Here is an 18,100-nt window from a genome sequence, read left to right on the forward strand (position 1 = left end):
GCCCCGACCGGACTCAGCGGTCGGTGACGGCACTCTCCGCGGCGGCGGCCCACTCGCGCCACTGCGCAGCCTGATCGCGCAACTTCGCGGCGTCGCGGTCCTTTCCGCGTTCGGCCGCCTTGCGTGCCTGGTCCTCGAGTTGCGCTGCGCGATCGGCGAATTGCGCCGCCCGCGCCAGTGCCTCGGGATCGGTCCGTTGCCACTGAGCGTCCTCGGCGTCGCGGATGCGCTTCTCCAGGGCCGCGCGCGGGCCTCCAGGCTGTGCATCTGATCGCGCGGGACCTTGCCCAGTTCGTCCCACTGATCGCGGAACGACCGGAACTCGCGGCGGCCCGCGTCGAGATCGGCGGCCGGGTCGATGGCCTTCTCGGCGGCATTGAGCAGGGCGACCTTGGCGGTCGCGTTCGCGGAGAATTCCGCGTCGCGTTCCGACGACGCCGCGTTGCGGGCGCCGAAGAAGACGTCCTGTGCGGCCTTGAACCGCTGCCAGAGGGCCTCGTCGGTGTCCCGCGGGGCGCGGCCGGCCGCCTTCCACTCACCGAGCAGTTCCCGGAACTTGGCCGACGTCGGACCCCAGTCGGTGGAGCCGGACAGCTCCTCGGCGCGGGCGATGAGTGCTTCCTTGCGTTCCTTCGCACCGGCGCGCTCGCGGTCGAGTTCGGCGAAGTGCGCACCTCGCCGGCGATTGAAGGCGTCGCGCGCTTTGGCGTACCGCTTCCACAGCGCGTCGTCGGTCTTGCGGTCGACGCCCTTGATGGACTTCCACTCGTCGAGGATCTCGCGCAGCCGGTCGCCCGCGCTCTTCCAGTTGGTCGCGTCGGCGCCGATCTGCTCGGCCTCGGCGGCGAGGACCTCCTTGCGCGCGATGGCCTCCGACCGGGTCTTCTCGCGCTCGGCGCGGATGGTCTCGGCGACCTCGTCGGCGCTGCCGACGATGGCCTCGAGGCGGCGCTGCAGCGCGGCGACGTCACCGATCACATGCGCGTTGGGCAACTCGTCGAGCAGGTGTTTGGCGGCTTGCTGGGCCTTACGCGGGTCTCCCGAGCGGGCGGTGAGCCGTTCCTCGAGGATCTCGACCTCGGTGGCGAGGTCGTCGAACCGGCGTCCGAAGTGCGCAAGCCCCTCCTCGACTGTGCCGGCCTGCCACGAACCGATCTCGCGTTCGCCCTCGTCGGTCTTGAGCCACACGACACCCGACTCGTCGATACGACCGAAGCGGTGCGGATCGCCGGTGACGAGATGCGTGACGACCGGTTCGGACGCGATGCCGGGGCGGGGTCCGGGCTTGGGCCGGGGTCCCGGCTTGGGTCCCGGCTTCGGTGTGTCCTGCCCGGCGGGTGCCTGCTGGGGTTCGGAAGCCGATTCGGTCGGGTTGCTCATGTGCACGTGTCCTGCCGCTCAGTGGTGCCGCGCGTCACGGCTGCCGGTCGCTGGAGTCGGTTCTCGCCGGGCATCCTACGCCCGCGATCGCCGACAAGTACCGTTCCATTCAAGCAGTTCAGGCCCGTCGATGTGGCGTCCATGCCGAGTTGGTGGGTCGCGGCGCGGGGTAACCGGCGCCGGGAGCGGAGCGAGCGGGCCGAATGTCACCGGCGCCGGGAGCGGAGCGAGCGGGCCTCGTGTTGTCGACTAGCGTCGTGGTGTGCTTGCGGCCGTCGTCTTCGTTCCGAGTGCCCCGCTGCTCGTCCCTGAGTTGGCCGGACCGGCCGCCTCCGACACCGAGCCGGTGCGGCGCGCAGCTCTCGACGCGGTCGCGGGCGCGCTCGGCATCGACCGCTGGGTGGCGATCGGAACCGCCGACGAGTCGACCGCTGGCCTCGTGGGCGAGCCCTTGCGCGGCACCTTCGCGCGGTTCGGCGTGGATGTCCCGGTCACGATCGACTCCGCGATCACCGATGTTGCTATCGCCGATGTCGCGGTCACCGACCCGCTGCCCCGGATGAGTCTGTCGGCGCTGATCGCCGGGTGGATCGCCGAGCGGATGTCGCTGGGTCCGCTGAGCGTGTGCAGCGTCGGTTCCGCCACGCCGCCCGCGGAGTGCGTCGCGGTGGGTACCCGGCTGGCCGCCCGTCTCGACGAGGGCTCGGACGCCGTCGGGGTCCTGGTGGTGGGCGACGGGTCGACGGCGCTGACCGACAAGGCCCCCGGCGGGGGGCGTCGGGAATCGGCGGTGGCGCTGAACGACGCGATCGTGGCTGCGCTCGGATCGGCGGACACGGACACGCTGATGGCACTCGACCCTGCGAAGTGCGATGCCGAGGGCGTCGGCGGCCGGGTCGCGTGGCAGGTGGCGGCCGGTCTCGTCGGCGACCGGTCGGTCCGGGCGGTACCCGACTTCGCCGACGCGCCCTTCGGCGTGGGTTACGTGGTCGTGACCTGGACCGTCGACGACGGCGAGCACGCCCGATGACCGCGCCGCCCACCCCGATCGCTGTTGTCGGACCCACTGCCGGCGGCAAGTCCGATCTGGCCCTCGACCTCGCCGAACGGCTCGGCGGCGAGATCGTCAACATCGACGCGATGCAGCAGTACCGCGGCATGGACGTCGGGACGGCCAAGCTCCCGCCCGACGAACGCCGTGGCATCCCGCACCACCAGTTGGACGTGCTCGACGTGACCGAGGTGGCGACCGTCGCGCGCTATCAGCAGGCCGCGCGGGCCGACGTCGATCGGTTGCGCGCCGCGGGTCGGGTCCCGGTGATCGTCGGGGGATCCATGATGTACGTCCAGGGACTCCTCGACGACTGGCAGTTCCCGGCCACTGACCCGCAGGTACGCCGGCGTTACGAGGATCTGCTCGACGAGCGCGGAGTGGACGAGATGCACCGGCTGCTCGCGGAGGTCGACCCGGCCGCGGCGTCGACCATCCTGGCCACCGACGGTCGCCGCATCGTGCGGGCGCTGGAGGTGGTCGAGCTGACCGGTGCGCCCTTCGCCGCGTCGCAGCCCACCATCGGCGAACCGCGCTGGGGCACGCTCATCCTCGCCCTCGACCGGGACACCGAGGAACTCGACGACCGGATCCGCCGTCGGACGAGAGCGATGTTCGAGCAGGGCCTCGTCGACGAGGTGGAGGACCTCTGTTCCCGCGGCCTGCGAGAGGGACGCACCGCGTCGCAGGCGATCGGTTACAAACAGGTCCTCGCGGCCCTCGACGGCGAGTACGACCTCGCGCAGGCCGAGGAGCTGACCTTCATCGGCACCCGGCGTTATGTCCGTCGGCAGCGCTCGTGGTTCCGTCGCGATCACCGGGCGCAGTGGCTCGACGCCGCCGCACCCGATCTGCTCGACCGAGCGCTGCGCATCGTCGACGCGCCTTCCCCGTAGGCTGTGATCCGTGACTTCCGCCCCGCAGAGCAGTGCGAGCGACGGCCTGCACTTCGTCAAGGGTCATGGCACCCAGAACGACTTCGTGGTCCTCGCCGACCCCGACGCCGAGATCGCGCTCGACGCCGCGACGGTCGCGGCGCTGTGCGACCGGCAACGGGGGATCGGCGCCGACGGATTGCTGCGCGTCGCCCGCTCGGGCGCCCTCGTCGCGACCGGTGTCCTCGACGCCCTGCCGGACGGGGTGTCGGCCGACGACTGGTTCATGGACTACCGCAACGGCGACGGTTCGGTCGCGGAGATGTGCGGCAACGGGGTACGCGTCTTCGCCCACTACGTCCGGGCGTCGGGACTCGTCGACACCGACACGTTCTCCGTCGGTTCCCGTGCGGGTGCCCGCGGCGTCACCATCCACTCCTTCGACGCCGTGCACGCCGAGGTCACGGTGGAGATGGGTCCGGCGCGGCTCGACGGGTCGTCGGTGGTCCGCATCGGTGACGACATCTACCCCGGCGCGATGGTCGACGTGGGCAACCCCCACCTGGCGTGCGTCGTCGCGGACATGACCGCGGCCGACCTCGACGCGGTCGACTTCTCCGCCGGCGTGACCATCGAGGCCGCCGACTTCCCGCACGGCGCGAACGTCGAGCTGCTGACCCCACCCGCGGAAGGGCCCGACGGCAGCCTGACCGCGCGGATGCGGGTGTTCGAACGGGGCGTCGGGGAGACGCGCAGCTGCGGAACCGGCCTGGTCGCGGCGGCGCGCGCCGCTCTCGACGCCCGCGGCGCGGACACCGGCGAGCTGCGCATCGGCATCCCCGGCGGTGAGGTCACCGTGACGATCCGTCCCGATGGCTCGACCCTGCGCGGGCCGTCGATGCTGGTCGCCGACGGGGTGCTGCGGCCCGGCTGGGAGCGCTGAGCTCGATATTCGCGTGCTCGGTCCTGGACGGTCGTGAGACCATGGTTCCCGTATGACCGAATCAGAAGCACAGATCATGTCCGCGGCCGATCTCGGGATCCGCGACACCGCGGATCCCACCACCGGCGAACTCCAACTGTCCGAGCGCGCCTCACTGCAGCGCATCGCGGGACTCTCCACCGAACTCACCGACGTCACCGAGGTCGAGTACCGGCAGCTACGACTCGAACGCGTGGTCCTGGTCGGCGTGTGGACCGAGGGCAGCGCGGCTGCCGCGAAGGCCAACATGACCGAGCTGGCCGCCCTCGCCGAGACGGCCGGTTCCCAGATCCTGGACGCGGTGATCCAGCGTCGCTCCAAACCCGATCCCGCCACCTACATCGGCAGTGGCAAGGCCGAGGAATTGCGCGAGATCGTCCTCGCGACCGGCGCCGACACCGTCGTCTGCGACGGTGAGCTCACGCCCGCCCAGCTCAATGCGCTGGAGAAGGTGGTGAAGGTGAAGGTCATCGACCGCACCGCGCTGATCCTCGACATCTTCGCCCAGCACGCGACCTCTCGCGAGGGCAAGGCGCAGGTCTCCCTCGCGCAGATGGAGTACATGCTCCCGCGTCTGCGCGGCTGGGGTGAATCGATGTCCCGGCAGGCCGGTGGCCGGGCGGGCAGCAACGGCGGTGTGGGCCTTCGCGGTCCCGGTGAGACCAAGATCGAGACCGACCGTCGCCGCATTCGGGAGCGGATGGCCAAGCTGCGGCGCGAGATCCGTGGCATGAAGAAGGCGCGGACGACGAAACGTGCTGCGCGCAAGAGCGGTTCGATCCCGACGATCACCGTCGCCGGCTACACCAACGCGGGCAAGTCCAGCCTGGTCAACGCGATGACCGGCGCCGGTGTCCTCGTGCAGGACGCGTTGTTCGCGACCCTGGATCCCACCACCAGGCGGGCGACGCTCGACGACGGCCGCGCGGTCGTCTTCACCGATACGGTCGGGTTCGTCCGGCATCTGCCGACCCAGCTCGTCGAGGCGTTCCGGTCGACGCTCGAGGAGGTCGTCGACGCCGATCTGCTGCTGCACGTCGTGGACGGTGCGGACGCCTTCCCGATGGAGCAGATCTCGGCCGTCCGTCAGGTCATCAACGAGATCGTCGCCGAAGAGGGCGTCACCGCGCCGCCGGAGTTGTTGGTCATCAACAAGATCGACGCCATCGACGGCAACCGCCTCACCGAGTTGCGTGGCGCGCTCGGTCCGGATGCGGTGTTCATCTCCGCCCGAACCGGTGAGGGACTGCCCGAACTCTTCGGGCGGGTGCGCGAGTTCGTCGGTCGCGAGGACGTCGAGATGACCATCGAGGTGCCGTTCGACCGGGGTGATGTCGTGTCTCGCGTCCACAGCGAGGGCGAGGTCATCTCGTCGGAGCACACCGAGACCGGCACCACGATGAAGGTCCGCGTCCCGGCCGCTTTCGCGGGCGAGATCGCGGACCTCCGGATCTGAGCGCTTCGCCGGTTGTACGGACCCAGTCGGCTGTACGGACCCAGTCGGCTGTACGGACCCAGTCGGCTGTACGGACCTAGTCGGCGTCGAGATCCTTCTCGACGAGACCGACGATGGTGTCGAGCGCGGCCTGGTCGTCGGCCGTCACGACCACGCGGGTGCCCTTCTCGGCCCCGAGCGTCATGATCATCAGCGCCGACCCCGCGTCCACCGGGTCACCGCCCTCGAGGCCCAGCGTCACCGGGCTGCCGGTCTCGGCGACCGCCTCGGCGATGATCGTGGCGGGGCGGGCGTGCAGTCCGACTGCGGAGCCGACGGTGGCGGTGGTGCTGGGCATGGGAACTCCTTCGAGTGTTGTCGTGTGTTCTGTGGTGGTTGTCGGGCGATTCGGTGCCGGGGAGCGCCCCGGATGTCAGGTGGTCGTGTGATCGGGTGTCAGACGGCGACCGCCTCGAGTTCGTCGAAGGCGACGGCGTCGCGACTGCGGTGCACCTGCTTGGCCGCGACCACCAGGACAGCGGACAGCACCGTACCGGCGACCAGCGCGACGAGGAACAGGACCCAGTTGTTCATGGCGAAGAAGACGAAGATGCCGCCGTGCGGGGCGCGCAGTTCGACACCGAAGGCCATGATCAGCGCACCGCTGAGGGCACCACCGGCCATCATCGACGGGATGACCCGGAAGGGGTCGACCGCGGCGAACGGGATGGCACCTTCGGAGATGAACGACGCGCCGAGGAGCCATGCGGCCTTGCCGTTCTCGCGCTCCGGTTCGGTGAACAGGCCCGGTCGGACGACGGTGGCGAGAGCCAGGGCGAGCGGGGGCACCATGCCGGCACACATGACCGCCGCCATGATCTGGAACTGCGCGGGTCCGGCAGTCGCCGCGTCGGCGATCCCGGCGGTGGCGAACAGGTACGCGCTCTTGTTGACCGGTCCGCCGAGGTCGAAGCACATCATCAGGCCGAGCACGATGCCGAGGGCGATGGCCGATCCGCCGGACATGCTCTCGAGGCCGCTGTTCATCTGCTCGGTCAGCCAGGCGAGCGGTTTGCCGAGGACCATGTAGAGCAGTCCGCCGACGATCATGCTGCCGAACAGCGGGATGACCACGACCGGCATGAGACCACGAGCCCACTGGGGCACCGGGGTCCGCGCGATCCACAGGCACACCACGCCGGCGATGAGACCGCCGATCAGTGCGCCGATGAAGCTGGCGCCCACGGCGAGCGAGACGATGCCGGCCACGAAACCGGGTGCGATACCGGGGCGGTCGGCGATCGCGAAGGAGATGTAGCCCGCGAGGACCGGTACGGCCAGGCCCATCACGCCCGAGCCGATCGCGAAGCTCACCGCGCCCAGGTACTGCAACAACCCGCCCGCCGGCAGATCCCAGAGGCTGTTGTTCAGGGCGATGAACGCGCCGTCGCTGAGGGTGCCGCCGTCGTCGAGGTTCGTGTTGGCGACCTCGTAGCCGGCGAGCAGGAAGCCGAGCGCGATGAGCAGTCCGCCCGCCGCGACGAACGGGATCATGTAGCTCACACCGGTCATGAGTGCCTGGCGTGTACGGCCGGCGAGACCGATGCCCGACTTCGACGAGTCGGCCGCGTCCGCGTCCGCGCCGTCGCCGGTGACGCGCGCCGCGTTCGGGTCGCGCCCCGCCGCGACCGCCTCGGCGATCATGGCGTCGGGCTCGTTGATGGCGCGCTTCACCCCGGATGCGATGACGGGTTTGCCGCGAAACCGGTTGCGGTCCTTGACCCCGACGTCGGTGGCGAAGATGACGGCGTCGGCCGACGCGATCACATCCGGATCGAAGGCCGTGGTCGCCGAGGACCCCTGGGTCTCCACCGCGAACTCGACGCCGGCCCGCTCGGCGGCGTACTTCAGGGCGTCGGCCGCCATGTAGGTGTGGGCAATGCCGGTCGGGCATGCGGTGATCGCGACGATGCGCGGCGTGGCCGGTCCCGGGTCCGGGGTCCGGTCCGAGTCCGGATGGGCCGGCGCACCTTCGGGTTCCGTGGTCGACGTCGCTGGTGCTGCCGCGGCGGCCGGGGCAGTGGTCGACGGGGCAGGGTCGACGGGGTGGCGGTCGGCGCGGTGGCGGGGCCGGGGGTGCGGGGTCGATGGCCTCGTTGACCAATTCGATGACCCGCTCCTCGTTCTCGGCCGCGCGGAGCGAGGCCACGAAGTCGGGCCGGACGAGTGAGCGGGCCAGCGAGCTGAGGAGCTTCATGTGCGCACTGGCACCCCCCTCGGGCGCGGCGATGAGGAAGACCAGGTCGGCCGGCCCGTCCGGTGCGCCGAAGTCGACCGTGCGGGACAGCCGCGCCATGGCGAGACTGGCCGCGGTCACCGACGCGGTACGGGCGTGCGGGATGGCGATGCCGCCGGGAAGTCCGGTGGCGGACTTGGCTTCTCGGTCCAGTGCGGCCCGCGCGAGGTCGGCGGGATCGGTGGTCCGGCCGGCCGCGGCGAGGGCGTCGGCGAGCGTGGTGATGACGGCGGCGGGATCGCCGCCGGCGTCGACGTCGAGACTCACCGTCTGCGCGGTGATGATCTGCTCGGTCATGGCATGTCCTTCGGTGGAAAGGGTGGGGTCGGTGCTGGGTGGGTCGATGGTGGATGGAGTCGGTGCTGGATGGGCGCGGTGTTGGATGGATGTGGGGACCCGCCGGGACGGTGCCGTCAGGTCATGCGCGCGGCTCCCGACAGTTCGGTCACCCGCACGCCGGGGAGGTCGAGGTGGTCGGGCGTGGGGGCCTGGGTGCCGGCGAGCGATGCGGCCGCCGCGCCGTACGCCACGGCCGACCGGAGGCAGTCGGCGGGCGCGGCCCCGGTGCTCTGCGCGATGAGGTAGCCGGCCAGTGACGAGTCGCCGGCGCCGACGGTGCTGCGCGGGACGATCGGCGGCGGGGTCGCCGACCACACGCCGGATGCGGTGACCAACACGGCCCCGACGGCGCCGAGGGTGGCGAGGACGTTGCCCCCGATCTGTTCGGCGATGGTCGCAGCGGCGTCGATGACCGGTCCGAGATCGTTGCGCGCGAGTGCTTCTCGGAGCTGTCCGGGGTCGGCGCCGGTCAGTTCGGCGAGCTCGTCCTCGTTGGGCTTGATCAGGTCGACGCGACCGGTGACGCTGGCACGGAGGGGAGCGCCCGAGGTGTCCACCGCGACCCGGCAGCCGGCGAGGACGAGGTCGTCGGCGATCGAGCGGTACCAGTCGTCGGGGACGCCGGGAGGCAGCGACCCGCAGAGGGTGACCCACTGCGCGGAGCCGGCGTGCTCACGGATCAGCCCGACGAGCGCCTCGCGGTCCGGGCCCGTCAAGGTGACGCCCGGTGCGTTGATCTTGGTGGTCGTCCCGTCGGATTCGGCGATGGTGATGTTGGACCGGACCTCGCCGTCGACCGGCACGGCGTCGTAGGGGAGTGCGAGGTCGTCGAGTGCGGCCCGCAGCGGGTCGCCCGGCCGCGCCGGGAGCAGTGCGCGGGTGGCCAGGCCCGCGGCCGCGACGACCCGGGCCACGTTGACGCCCTTGCCGCCCGGCTCGGTGCGGACCACGCCGGCGCGCTGCACCTCGCCGCGGGCGAGCGGTGCGCCGAGTTCGAGGGTGCGGTCGAGACTCGGGTTGGCGGTGACGGTGACGATCATGCGATCACGACCTCGACGCCACGCGCGGACAGGGCCGCCGAATAGGCCGGGTCGATCCCGGAGTCGGTGATGAGGACGTCGACGTCGTCGAGTCCGGCGAAGGAGGTGAGGTCCTCGCGGTCCATCTTCGAGCTGTCGGCAAGGACCACGACCCGTTGCGCGGCTGCGACCATCGCCGCCTTGACCGCGGCCTCGTCGGGGTCGGGTGTCGACAACCCGTGGGCCTCGCTCAGGCCGTTCGTCCCGATGAAGGCGGTGGTCACGCGCAGTCGGCGAAGCGCGTCCACGGTGTCGACGCCCACGGTCGCCTGGGTGAGACCGCGTACGCGTCCGCCGAGGGCATGGAGACCGTCGGGATGGGTTCCCGCGAGCAGGCCGGCGATGGGCAGGCTGTTGGTGAACAGGGTGAGCCTCCGATCGGGAGCGGTCGCCTCGGCCGCGCGGTAGGTGGTGGTGCCGGCGTCGAAGAGCACCGAGCCGCCGTCGGGCGGCAGGAACCGGATGGCCGCCCGGCCGATCGCGGTCTTCTGCTCGATCTGGCTCGACTCCCGTTCGTCGATCCCGAGCTCGCCGAGGGTGCGCATGATCTCGGCGCGCACGGCGCCGCCGTGGACCCGCTGGAGATGTCCGGCGCGTTCCAGTACCGCGAGATCGCGTCGGACGGTCTCGCTGGTGACGTCGAATTTCTCGGCGAGCGCGGCCACGGATGCCCGCCCCGCGAGTCGCACCTCGTCGACGATCGCCTGTTGTCTCTCCTCGGCGTACACACCGCTCCGATCTCCGGTTTCGACCAACCCGCTTGTTGAGGCGTGTGGGATTGGATGTTGTAGTAATTGTGTTTACGCCTGTTTGTGTTGACAAGTCAAGCACTTTTTGTAACGGTGGTCACATCGGTAGTCGAGTGAGAGGCAAGACGATGGCGCAGATCCTGACGGGAACCCCGGTGGTCGGCGGGTTGGCCCACGGTCCCGCGCTGTGGCCGGGCGAGCGACCCGACCACTCGCCGGAGAAGCTCGGCGTCGGTGTGGAGATCGCCGAGGAACGGCGCGCCGACGAGGTCACGCGCTTCGCCACCGCGGCCGGCGCCGTCGCCGCGCGGCTGCGCACGCGCGCGTCGCAGAACACCGGGGTGACGGCCGAGGTGCTCGCCGCGACGGCGGGCCTGGCCGAGGACCGCGGCTGGATCGGTGCCGCGACCGCGCTCATCGGCAAGGGCGCCCCCGCCGAGGCCGCTGCCGTCGCGGCCACCGAACAGTTCGCGGCGGTGTTCACCAAGCTCGGCGGACTGATGGCCGAGCGGGTCACCGATCTCAACGACGTGCGCGACCGGGTCCTCGCCGAACTGCTCGGCCTACCCGAACCTGGTGTGCCCACTCCGGAGGTGCCGTCGGTCCTGCTCGCCGACGACCTCGCGCCCGCCGACACCGCGGGCCTCGACCCCACGAGCACCATCGCCCTCGTCACCCGCCTCGGCGGACCGACCAGCCACACCGCGATCATCGCGCGCCAGCTGGGGATCCCGTGCGTGGTGGCGGTGGCCGACCTGGACGAGATCGAGCCCGGCACAACCGTTCTCGTCGACGGCAGCACCGGGCGGATCGAGGTGGAGCCCGATGCGGAGGCGGCCCGGGCTCGCGTCGACGAGGATCGGCGGCATGCCGCACTCGTCGCCGGCTGGACCGGTCCGGGGCAGACCGCCGACGGGGTGGCCGTGGCGGTGCTCGCCAACGTCGCCGACGGATCGTCGGCACGCGCCGCGGCCGGGTACCCCGTCGAGGGCGTCGGGCTCTTCCGCACCGAACTCGCGTTCCTCGAGCGTGCCGACGAACCGTCGGTGGACGAGCAGGCCGCGATCTACCGGGAGGTGCTCGATGCGTTCGACGGGCAGAAGGTGGTCATCCGCACCCTCGACGCCGGGTCCGACAAACCGCTCCGGTTCGTGACCCATCCCGACGAATCGAACCCAGCGCTCGGCGTGCGGGGCGATCGGATCGCGCTGGCGCACCCCGAGATCCGCGCGCATCAGCTCGACGCGATCGCGCAGGCCGCGTCGGGGTCGGCCGTCGCGCCGTGGGTCATGGCGCCGATGATCGCCTCGCCGGCGGAGGCGCGCACCTTCGCCGCCGAGGTCCGCGGCCGTGGTCTGGTCGCCGGGGTGATGATCGAGGTGCCCGCGGCGGCGATCCTGGCCGAAGCCGTCCTCGCCGAGGTGGACTTCGTGTCCATCGGCACCAACGATCTGACCCAGTACACGATGGCGGCCGACCGGATGTCGGCCGATCTCGCCGGACTGACCGACCCGTGGCAACCGGCCGTGTTGAGCCTCATCGCGGGTGTCGCGGCAGCGGGTGCACGTCAGGGAAAGCCGGTCGGGGTGTGCGGCGAGGCCGCCGCCGATCCGAACCTCGCCTGCGTGCTCGTCGGTCTCGGGGTCACCTCGCTGTCCAGCGCGCCGGCTGCTGCGGCGGCCGTGGGGGCCCGGCTCGGCGAGGTGTCCGCACCGGACTGCCGGGCCGCCGCCGAGGCTGCCCTGTCCACCTCGGATCCCGCCGCGGCGCGCGAGGCGGCCGCGGCGGTGCTCGACGGTTCGGTCGGTGGAGAGGTCAGACTCGCCGCATCACGGTGACGACCTTGCCGAGGATGACGGCATCGTTGCCCGGGATCGGATCGAACAGTTCGTTGTGCGGCATGAGCCAGACGTTCGGGCCCTGACGCTTGAAGGTCTTCACGGTGGCCTCGCCGTCGATCATGGCCGCGACGATGTCGCCGTTGTCGGCGACGTTCTGCTGCCGGACCACGACCCAGTCGCCGTCGCAGATCGCGGCGTCGATCATCGACTCGCCGACGACGCGCAACAGGAAGAGCGATCCCTCGCCGACGAGCTCACGGGGCAGTGGGAAGACGTCCTCGACGGCCTCCTCGGCCAGGATCGGACCGCCGGCCGCGATACGGCCGAGAACCGGCACGAAGGTCGGCTCGGGAAGCTGGCCGGCCGTCGGGGTGTCCGGCGACGGGGTGTCACTCGGGGCGATGTTGACCGCACGGGGACGGTTCGCGTCGCGCTTGAGCAGCCCCTTGCGTTCCAGCGTCCGCAACTGATGGGCCACCGATGACGTCGAGGCCAGGCCGACCTCGTCGCCGATCTCCCGGATGCTCGGCGGATAACCGCGCTCGCGCACCGAGCGGCGGATCACCTCCAGGACCCCGGCCTGTCGCGGGGTGAGTGAGGCCTCGGCGGCGGCGGCGTCGAACGGGGCCTCGTCGTCGGCGCCCCGCGCTCGGCCGCGCCTATCGCCGGTGTCACTCATGTTCGGTTCCTCTCGTCTTCGGAACGTGCTGGTAGATGGCTTGCGCCGGGTCCGAGCCTAGCGGAGTGCGACCGGCACCTCAAACATTTGTTCGATGTGTCGCGAGACTTTGTCGGGACGTCGTGCTACAAATTCGAACATCAGTGCATCGAACATCTGATCGATGTTCGAACACCGACCACCACACCCGCACGATCCCAGACACCCGAACACCGGAGGGCACCATGCGCACCGCCACTCTCGTCGCTCCCGTCCGCACCGACCGTCCCGACGCCGTCCGGCCGCGCACCGACCGCGCCGATCGCGTCCGGACCCGCGCCCCGCTGTCCGACGGCGGCCGACCGGTCGACAACCGGCCGGCCGGCACCCGGCCGCGGGGGGCATCGCCGGTGACCCCGCGGGTGGGCGGTACCCACTGTGGCTCTCCGGTCGGGGTCCGGGGACGTGGCCCGGTCGGGCCCGACGCGGCGGTGTTCCGTCGCCGCCGCCGCACCGCGGTCGCGCTCCTCGCCGGTGTCGGGCTGGCGTTCGTCGTGTGGGTGTTCGGTGTCGTCGGCCAGAATTACTCGGACTCGCTGACACCGTCCGCCGTGAGTTCCGAGGTCGTCCATGTGCGCTCGGGGGACTCGCTCAGCTCGATCGCCGGCCGGGTGGCACCCGAGATGCCGCGCGAGGTCGTGATCGACGAGATCGTCGCGATGAACGATCTGGGGTCGAGCGCGCTGCAGGTGGGCCAGCCCCTGCTCACCCCCCGGTACCGCTGAGGCCGGGCGGTATCCTCGATGTCACAGGGGCCGGCCGACAAGCGGCGGGGCGCACGCTTCGGGTGCGTTCCAGCGTCCCGCGACCTGCGTGAGGACACGATGCGCTGCCCCTTCTGCAAGAACGACGACACCAAGGTCATCGACTCGCGTGTCGCAGATGAAGGGCAGGCCATCCGCCGCCGTCGCTCCTGTGTTGAGTGCGGTCGCCGGTTCTCGACCGTGGAGAGCGCCGTGCTCGCGGTGGTCAAACGCAACGGCGTGACCGAGCCGTTCAGCCGGGAGAAGGTCATGCGTGGCGTGCGGCGAGCCTGTCAGGGCCGCCACGTCGCCGAGGACGCGCTCGCGCAGCTCGCCCAGCAGGTCGAGGACACGGTGCGCGCCAGTGGATCGGCCGAGATCCCCAGCAACGAGGTCGGACTCGCCATCCTGGGCCCGCTCCGCGATCTCGACGAGGTGGCGTATCTGCGCTTCGCCTCGGTGTACCGGTCGTTCGACTCGGTGGAGGACTTCCAGCGCGAGATCGACGACCTGAAGGCGGCATCGGGATCCGGGAGCGCGCTCGCCGAACCCGTGTCAGCCGAGTCGGTCCAGAGCTCGTAGGACCCGTTTCTCCGACACCGGGAACGCGGTGCCGAGACGCTGGGCGAACAGCCCCACGCGCAACTCCTCGACGAGCCACTGCGCTTCGTCGTCGACCACCGCCCGCCGGTGCTCGGGTACCTGTTCGAGGCGTTGGGCCCACCGTTCGACGACGCGATCGACGGCGGCCACCCCGGCCTGGTCGCGTGCTGCGGACGCGGGTAGTGCCTCCAGACGTGCTTGCGCGCCGTCGAGATAGCGCGGCAGATTCTCCAGGTGGCGTCGCGCGGTAGCCGCCACGAATCCGTCGAACACGAGGTGGGCGACCTGTTCGGCGACGTCGTCGGCAGCCAGCGAACCGGCGTGCCGGTCGATCGCCGCCCGCAGCGGGGACATCCGTTCGAGGGCTGCGACGGCCAGCGAGAAGTAGTCCGGTGCGGCCGCGGCGACCCGTGGCCGGATCCGTTCGAGCAGCGCCGAGAAGGATTGTGGTGAGCGAACCGCGGCGAGCTCTGCGTCGTCGATGTCGGCGACCGTGTCCCGAATGGCCCGTCGGGTGCAGTCGGCGAGCAGTGCCTCGGTGGTCGAGTACGGGCTCTGGCTCAGGGCGAGTCGTTCGACCGGACTCAGCGAGCCGGCGATCCGCTTGTGCAGCGGAGGTATCGCGAGGTCGAGGAGGGCGACGATCCCGCGTCGCAGGAGGCGGTCCCGTGTCTCCGGGCTAGCCGCATCGACGACGACAACGCCGCGCGCGTGGCCCTTCGCGTCGGAGACCACGTCGATCGTCGGGTACCGGGTCAGCCGCTGCCCCGCGACATCGACCGTCGTCTGCTCGGCGAGCGAGCCGATCCCATCGGCGGTCCAGGTCTTATACAGGTTGCGCGACACCGTCTTCGGCGCCGCGGGCGTTCCGGTCTGCTGGAGTTCGGGCAACGAGTCGGCGCGGGCGACGATCCGTCCGGAGTCGTCGGCCACCGCGAAATGCATGCGCAGGTGCGGCGGTACCCGGTCGGTGTCGAAATCGCCCGCGGTCACCCGCATCCCGGTGATCGCCGAGAGCTCGCGGGCCAGCCCGGTGGTGAGCGGCTCCTTGCGCGGGGTGAGCCGGCCGAGCGCGAGTTCGGCGAATCGCTGCGCGGGCGACATGCTCTTGCGGAGCTGTTTCGGCAGCGACTTGACCAGTGCGGTGGCCAGTTCGGCGCGCATGCCCGGGACCGACCAGTCGAAGCCGGCCGGTCGGACATGGGGGAGCAGTGCCTGCGGGATCACGACGGTGACGCCGTCGTCGGGTGCGCCCGGTTCGAACCGGTAGCGCAGTTCGAGTCGGGTGTCGCCCTGCTGCCAGGCGCCGGGATAGTCCGTGGGGGCGACGTCGGTGCCTCCCGTGACGTCCTCGGGGCGCAGATCCAGCAGATCCGGTTCGCCCGGCGGGCCTTCTTCCACCAGGTGTCGAAGTGCCGGGCCGAGGTGACGTCGGACGGTAGCCGCTGGTCGTAGAACTCGAAGAGCTGGTCCTCGGTGATCACGAGACCCCGGGTGCGCGTGCGGTTCTCGACGTCCGAGGCGGCCTCGAGAAGCGTGCGATTGCGGTCGAAGAAGGCGTGCTGCGTCCGCCAATCGCCCTCGACGAGAGCGTGCCGGATGAACAGCTCCCGGGAGACCACCGGGTCGATGGGGCCGTAGTCGACGCGCCGGCGGGCGACGAGCGGGACCCCGTAGAGGGTCACGCGTTCGTAGGCCATCGCCGCTCCGCGTTTCGCCGACCAATGCGGCTCGCTGTGGGTGCGCTTCACGAGATCCCCGGCGAGTTTCTCGGCCCACAGCGGATCGATCCCGGCGACGGTGTGGGCGAACAGGCGCGACGTCTCGAGGACCTCGGCCGCCATGATGAAGGCGGGCGGCTTCTTGGCGAGCGGAGAAGCGGGGAAGATCATCAGCGTGGTGTTGCGCGCACCGGTGAACTCGCGGCCCTCGGTGTTGCGGGCGGCGATGTTGCTGAGCAACCCGGACAGGATGGATCGGTGGACGGCGTCGGCGTCGAGTTCGGTGGGCGCGACCGACCAGTCGAGGTTCTTGACGATCTCGGTCAGCTGCCGGTGGAGGTCCTGCCACTCCCGGATGCGCAGGAAGTGGAGGTACTCGCGCTCACACATGCGCCGAAAGCGGCTGCCGGACAACTCCTTGCGCTGTTCGCCGAGGTACCGCCACAGCTCCACGTAGGACAGGAAGTCCGACTGCGGGACGACGAAGCGCCGGTGCTGGGCGTCGGCGGCCTCCCGGTGCTCGGCCGGCCGTTCCCGTGGATCGGGGAGCGACATCGCGGCGGCGATCACGAGAAGGTGGTCGAGACAACCCAGTTCGTGTCCGGCGATGAGCATCCGGGCGACCCGGGGATCGACCGGGATCCGCGACATCGACCGGCCGATCGGGGTCAGTCGCGGGGGCCCGCCCTCGCGCGGGACGGTGATGGCGCCGAGTTCGGTGAGAACACCCATACCGTCGCGGATCGCGCGGTCGTCGGGCGGCTGGACGAACGGGAACTCGGCGATCTCACCCAGTTTCAGCGAGGTCATCTGGAGGATGACCGCCGCGAGGTTGGTGCGCAGGATCTCCGGGTCGGTGAAGGCCGGCCGGGAGTCGAAGTCGTTCTCGCTGTAGAGACGGATGCAGACGCCCGGGGCGACACGACCGCATCGACCGGCCCGCTGCCGGGCACTGGCCTGTGAGACCGGTTCGATGGGAAGACGATTGACCTTGGTCCTGGTCGAGTACCGACTGATACGGGCGGTGCCGGTGTCGATGACGTAGCGGATGCCGGGCACGGTCACCGACGTTTCGGCGACGTTGGTCGCCAGCACGATCCGGCGTCCGTCGGAGGGGGAGAACACCTTCTGCTGCTCGGCGATCGAAAGTCGCGCATAGAGCGGCACGATCTCGGCACCGGGACCCTTGCTGCCGCCGGTTCGTCGACGGAGCGCCTCGGCGGTCTCTCGGATGTCCCGTTCGGTGGGCAGGAACACGAGGATGTCGCCGCGGCCACCGGCCCACAGTTCGTCGACGGCGGCGTCGATGCCCTGGATCTGGTCGAGATCCGCATGTTCGCCGCCGCCGGCGTCGTCCCCGTCGTCGGGGCGTTCCTGCAGGCTCAGCGGTCGATACCGGATCTCGACCGGATAGGTGCGTCCGGATACCTCGATGACCGGGACCGAGGTCTTCGGCGTGCTGAAATGCCGTGCGAAGCGCGCCGGTTCGATCGTCGCCGAGGTGATGATCACCTTCAGATCGGGGCGTCGGGGCAGCAGGCGGCGCAGATAGCCGAGGATGAAATCGATGTTGAGGCTGCGCTCGTGGGCCTCGTCGATGATGAGGGTGTCGTAGCGGCGCAGCATGGGGTCGGTGGCGATCTCGCGGAGCAGGATGCCGTCGGTCATGACCCGGACGAGGGTGTCGGCGCCCGACCGGTCGGTGAACCGGACGGAGTAGCCCACCGCGTCGCCGAGTTCGGTGTCGGTCTCGTCGGCGATGCGCTTGGCGACCGAGCTCGCGGCGATGCGCCGGGGCTGGGTGTGCCCGATCGACCCGCGGATGCCACGCCCGAGTTCGAGGCAGATCTTGGGGAGCTGGGTGGTCTTGCCCGAGCCGGTCTCGCCCGCGACGACCACGACCTGGTGGTTGCGGATCGCCTCGGCGATCTCGTCGCGTGCGGCGGAGACCGGTAGTTCGTCGGGGAAGCGCATAATCGGCACGGTCGCGCGCCGCCGGTCGAGACGGGCGCGTGCCTTGTCGACATCGGCGACCAACTGTCGCCACTTCGCGGCATCCGGGCGCGCGGCGAGCCGATCGATGCGACGACGCAACCGGTCGGCGTCGACGAGGCCCACGTCGTCGAGTGCGCGGAGCAGATCCGAGCGGGGGATGTCCGATGCAGCGGTGTCCGGTGGAGACGGGGACGGGTCAGGTGACGAGGACGGGGCCGACATGATCACTCCAGGATATGGGGAAGCGCCGAGGCCGGTTCACCCCAGTGGCCGCGTGGGCCGCGTGGACCGGC

At 70.7% G+C, this 18,100-nt stretch carries 11 protein-coding genes and 3 pseudogenes; 7 read left to right on the forward strand and 7 right to left on the reverse strand.

The genetic code is table 11. The features are described 5' to 3' along the window. Positions 1-13 precede the first annotated feature (13 nt). Positions 14-1,380, reverse strand: a pseudogene (locus QAD21_RS10615) (DUF349 domain-containing protein). A gap of 262 nt (positions 1,381-1,642) precedes the next feature. Between QAD21_RS10615 and QAD21_RS10620 the strand changes: the two are divergent. From QAD21_RS10620 to hflX, 4 genes are read left to right on the forward strand one after another with little or no spacing between them, the layout of a single operon-like run. After that, positions 1,643-2,410: a hypothetical protein gene (locus QAD21_RS10620; protein WP_277242950.1), complete on the forward strand. Its 768-nt coding sequence runs from the start codon at positions 1,643-1,645 to the stop codon at positions 2,408-2,410. Then, the gene (gene miaA, locus QAD21_RS10625; RefSeq protein ID WP_280361381.1) at positions 2,407-3,327 is read left to right on the forward strand and encodes a tRNA (adenosine(37)-N6)-dimethylallyltransferase MiaA; all 921 of its coding nucleotides are present in this window, start codon (positions 2,407-2,409) and stop codon (positions 3,325-3,327) included. The genes QAD21_RS10620 and miaA overlap by 4 nt, the downstream gene beginning before the upstream one ends. 10 nt (positions 3,328-3,337) lie before the next feature. Continuing rightward, positions 3,338-4,249 carry a diaminopimelate epimerase gene (dapF, locus tag QAD21_RS10630; protein WP_280361383.1) on the forward strand — a complete coding sequence of 304 codons (912 nt, stop codon included), beginning with the start codon at positions 3,338-3,340 and terminating at the stop codon, positions 4,247-4,249. Between the two features lie 52 nt (positions 4,250-4,301). Continuing rightward, entirely contained in the window at positions 4,302-5,744 is a 1,443-nt protein-coding gene (gene hflX / locus QAD21_RS10635; protein WP_205333972.1) for a GTPase HflX, read from the forward strand. 76 nt (positions 5,745-5,820) lie between these two features. Here hflX and QAD21_RS10640 read toward each other — a convergent pair whose 3' ends face one another. The 4 genes and pseudogenes from QAD21_RS10640 to QAD21_RS10655 all read right to left on the reverse strand — a co-directional run bounded on the left by QAD21_RS10640 (position 5,821) and on the right by QAD21_RS10655 (position 10,165). After that, positions 5,821-6,081: an HPr family phosphocarrier protein gene (locus QAD21_RS10640; RefSeq protein WP_058250193.1), complete on the reverse strand. Its 261-nt coding sequence runs from the start codon at positions 6,079-6,081 to the stop codon at positions 5,821-5,823. 98 nt (positions 6,082-6,179) lie between these two features. Next, positions 6,180-8,316 (reverse strand): annotated as a pseudogene (locus QAD21_RS10645) (fructose-specific PTS transporter subunit EIIC). A gap of 116 nt (positions 8,317-8,432) precedes the next feature. Next, entirely contained in the window at positions 8,433-9,398 is a 966-nt protein-coding gene (locus QAD21_RS10650; RefSeq protein WP_065628914.1) for a 1-phosphofructokinase family hexose kinase, read from the reverse strand. After that, on the reverse strand, positions 9,395-10,165 hold the full coding sequence (locus tag QAD21_RS10655) for a DeoR/GlpR family DNA-binding transcription regulator (RefSeq protein ID WP_058250196.1): 771 nt from the start codon (positions 10,163-10,165) through the stop codon (positions 9,395-9,397). Before QAD21_RS10655 ends, QAD21_RS10650 begins: the two co-directional genes overlap by 4 nt. A gap of 149 nt (positions 10,166-10,314) precedes the next feature. On the opposite strand from QAD21_RS10655, the gene QAD21_RS10660 reads away from it, so the two are divergent. Next, a complete protein-coding gene (locus QAD21_RS10660) occupies positions 10,315-12,024 on the forward strand; it encodes a putative PEP-binding protein (RefSeq protein WP_165630170.1) in 1,710 nt (569 codons plus the stop codon). Here the strand turns inward: QAD21_RS10660 and lexA are convergent. Then, the gene (gene lexA, locus QAD21_RS10665) at positions 12,002-12,706 is read right to left on the reverse strand and encodes a transcriptional repressor LexA (RefSeq protein WP_058250198.1); all 705 of its coding nucleotides are present in this window, start codon (positions 12,704-12,706) and stop codon (positions 12,002-12,004) included. The two genes, QAD21_RS10660 and lexA, sit on opposite strands and share 23 nt — an antisense overlap. A gap of 224 nt (positions 12,707-12,930) precedes the next feature. On the opposite strand from lexA, the gene QAD21_RS10670 reads away from it, so the two are divergent. Next, a complete protein-coding gene (locus QAD21_RS10670; RefSeq protein ID WP_065628912.1) occupies positions 12,931-13,470 on the forward strand; it encodes a LysM peptidoglycan-binding domain-containing protein in 540 nt (179 codons plus the stop codon). A gap of 99 nt (positions 13,471-13,569) precedes the next feature. Beyond that, positions 13,570-14,070 carry a transcriptional regulator NrdR gene (gene nrdR / locus QAD21_RS10675; protein WP_058250310.1) on the forward strand — a complete coding sequence of 167 codons (501 nt, stop codon included), beginning with the start codon at positions 13,570-13,572 and terminating at the stop codon, positions 14,068-14,070. Here nrdR and hrpA read toward each other — a convergent pair. After that, positions 14,044-18,029 (reverse strand): annotated as a pseudogene (gene hrpA / locus QAD21_RS10680) (ATP-dependent RNA helicase HrpA). The gene nrdR and the pseudogene hrpA sit on opposite strands and share 27 nt — an antisense overlap. Positions 18,030-18,100 lie beyond the last annotated feature (71 nt).

The organism is Gordonia sp. SMJS1, assembly GCF_029866425.1.
Classification (GTDB): Bacteria; Actinomycetota; Actinomycetes; order Mycobacteriales; family Mycobacteriaceae; genus Gordonia; species Gordonia hongkongensis.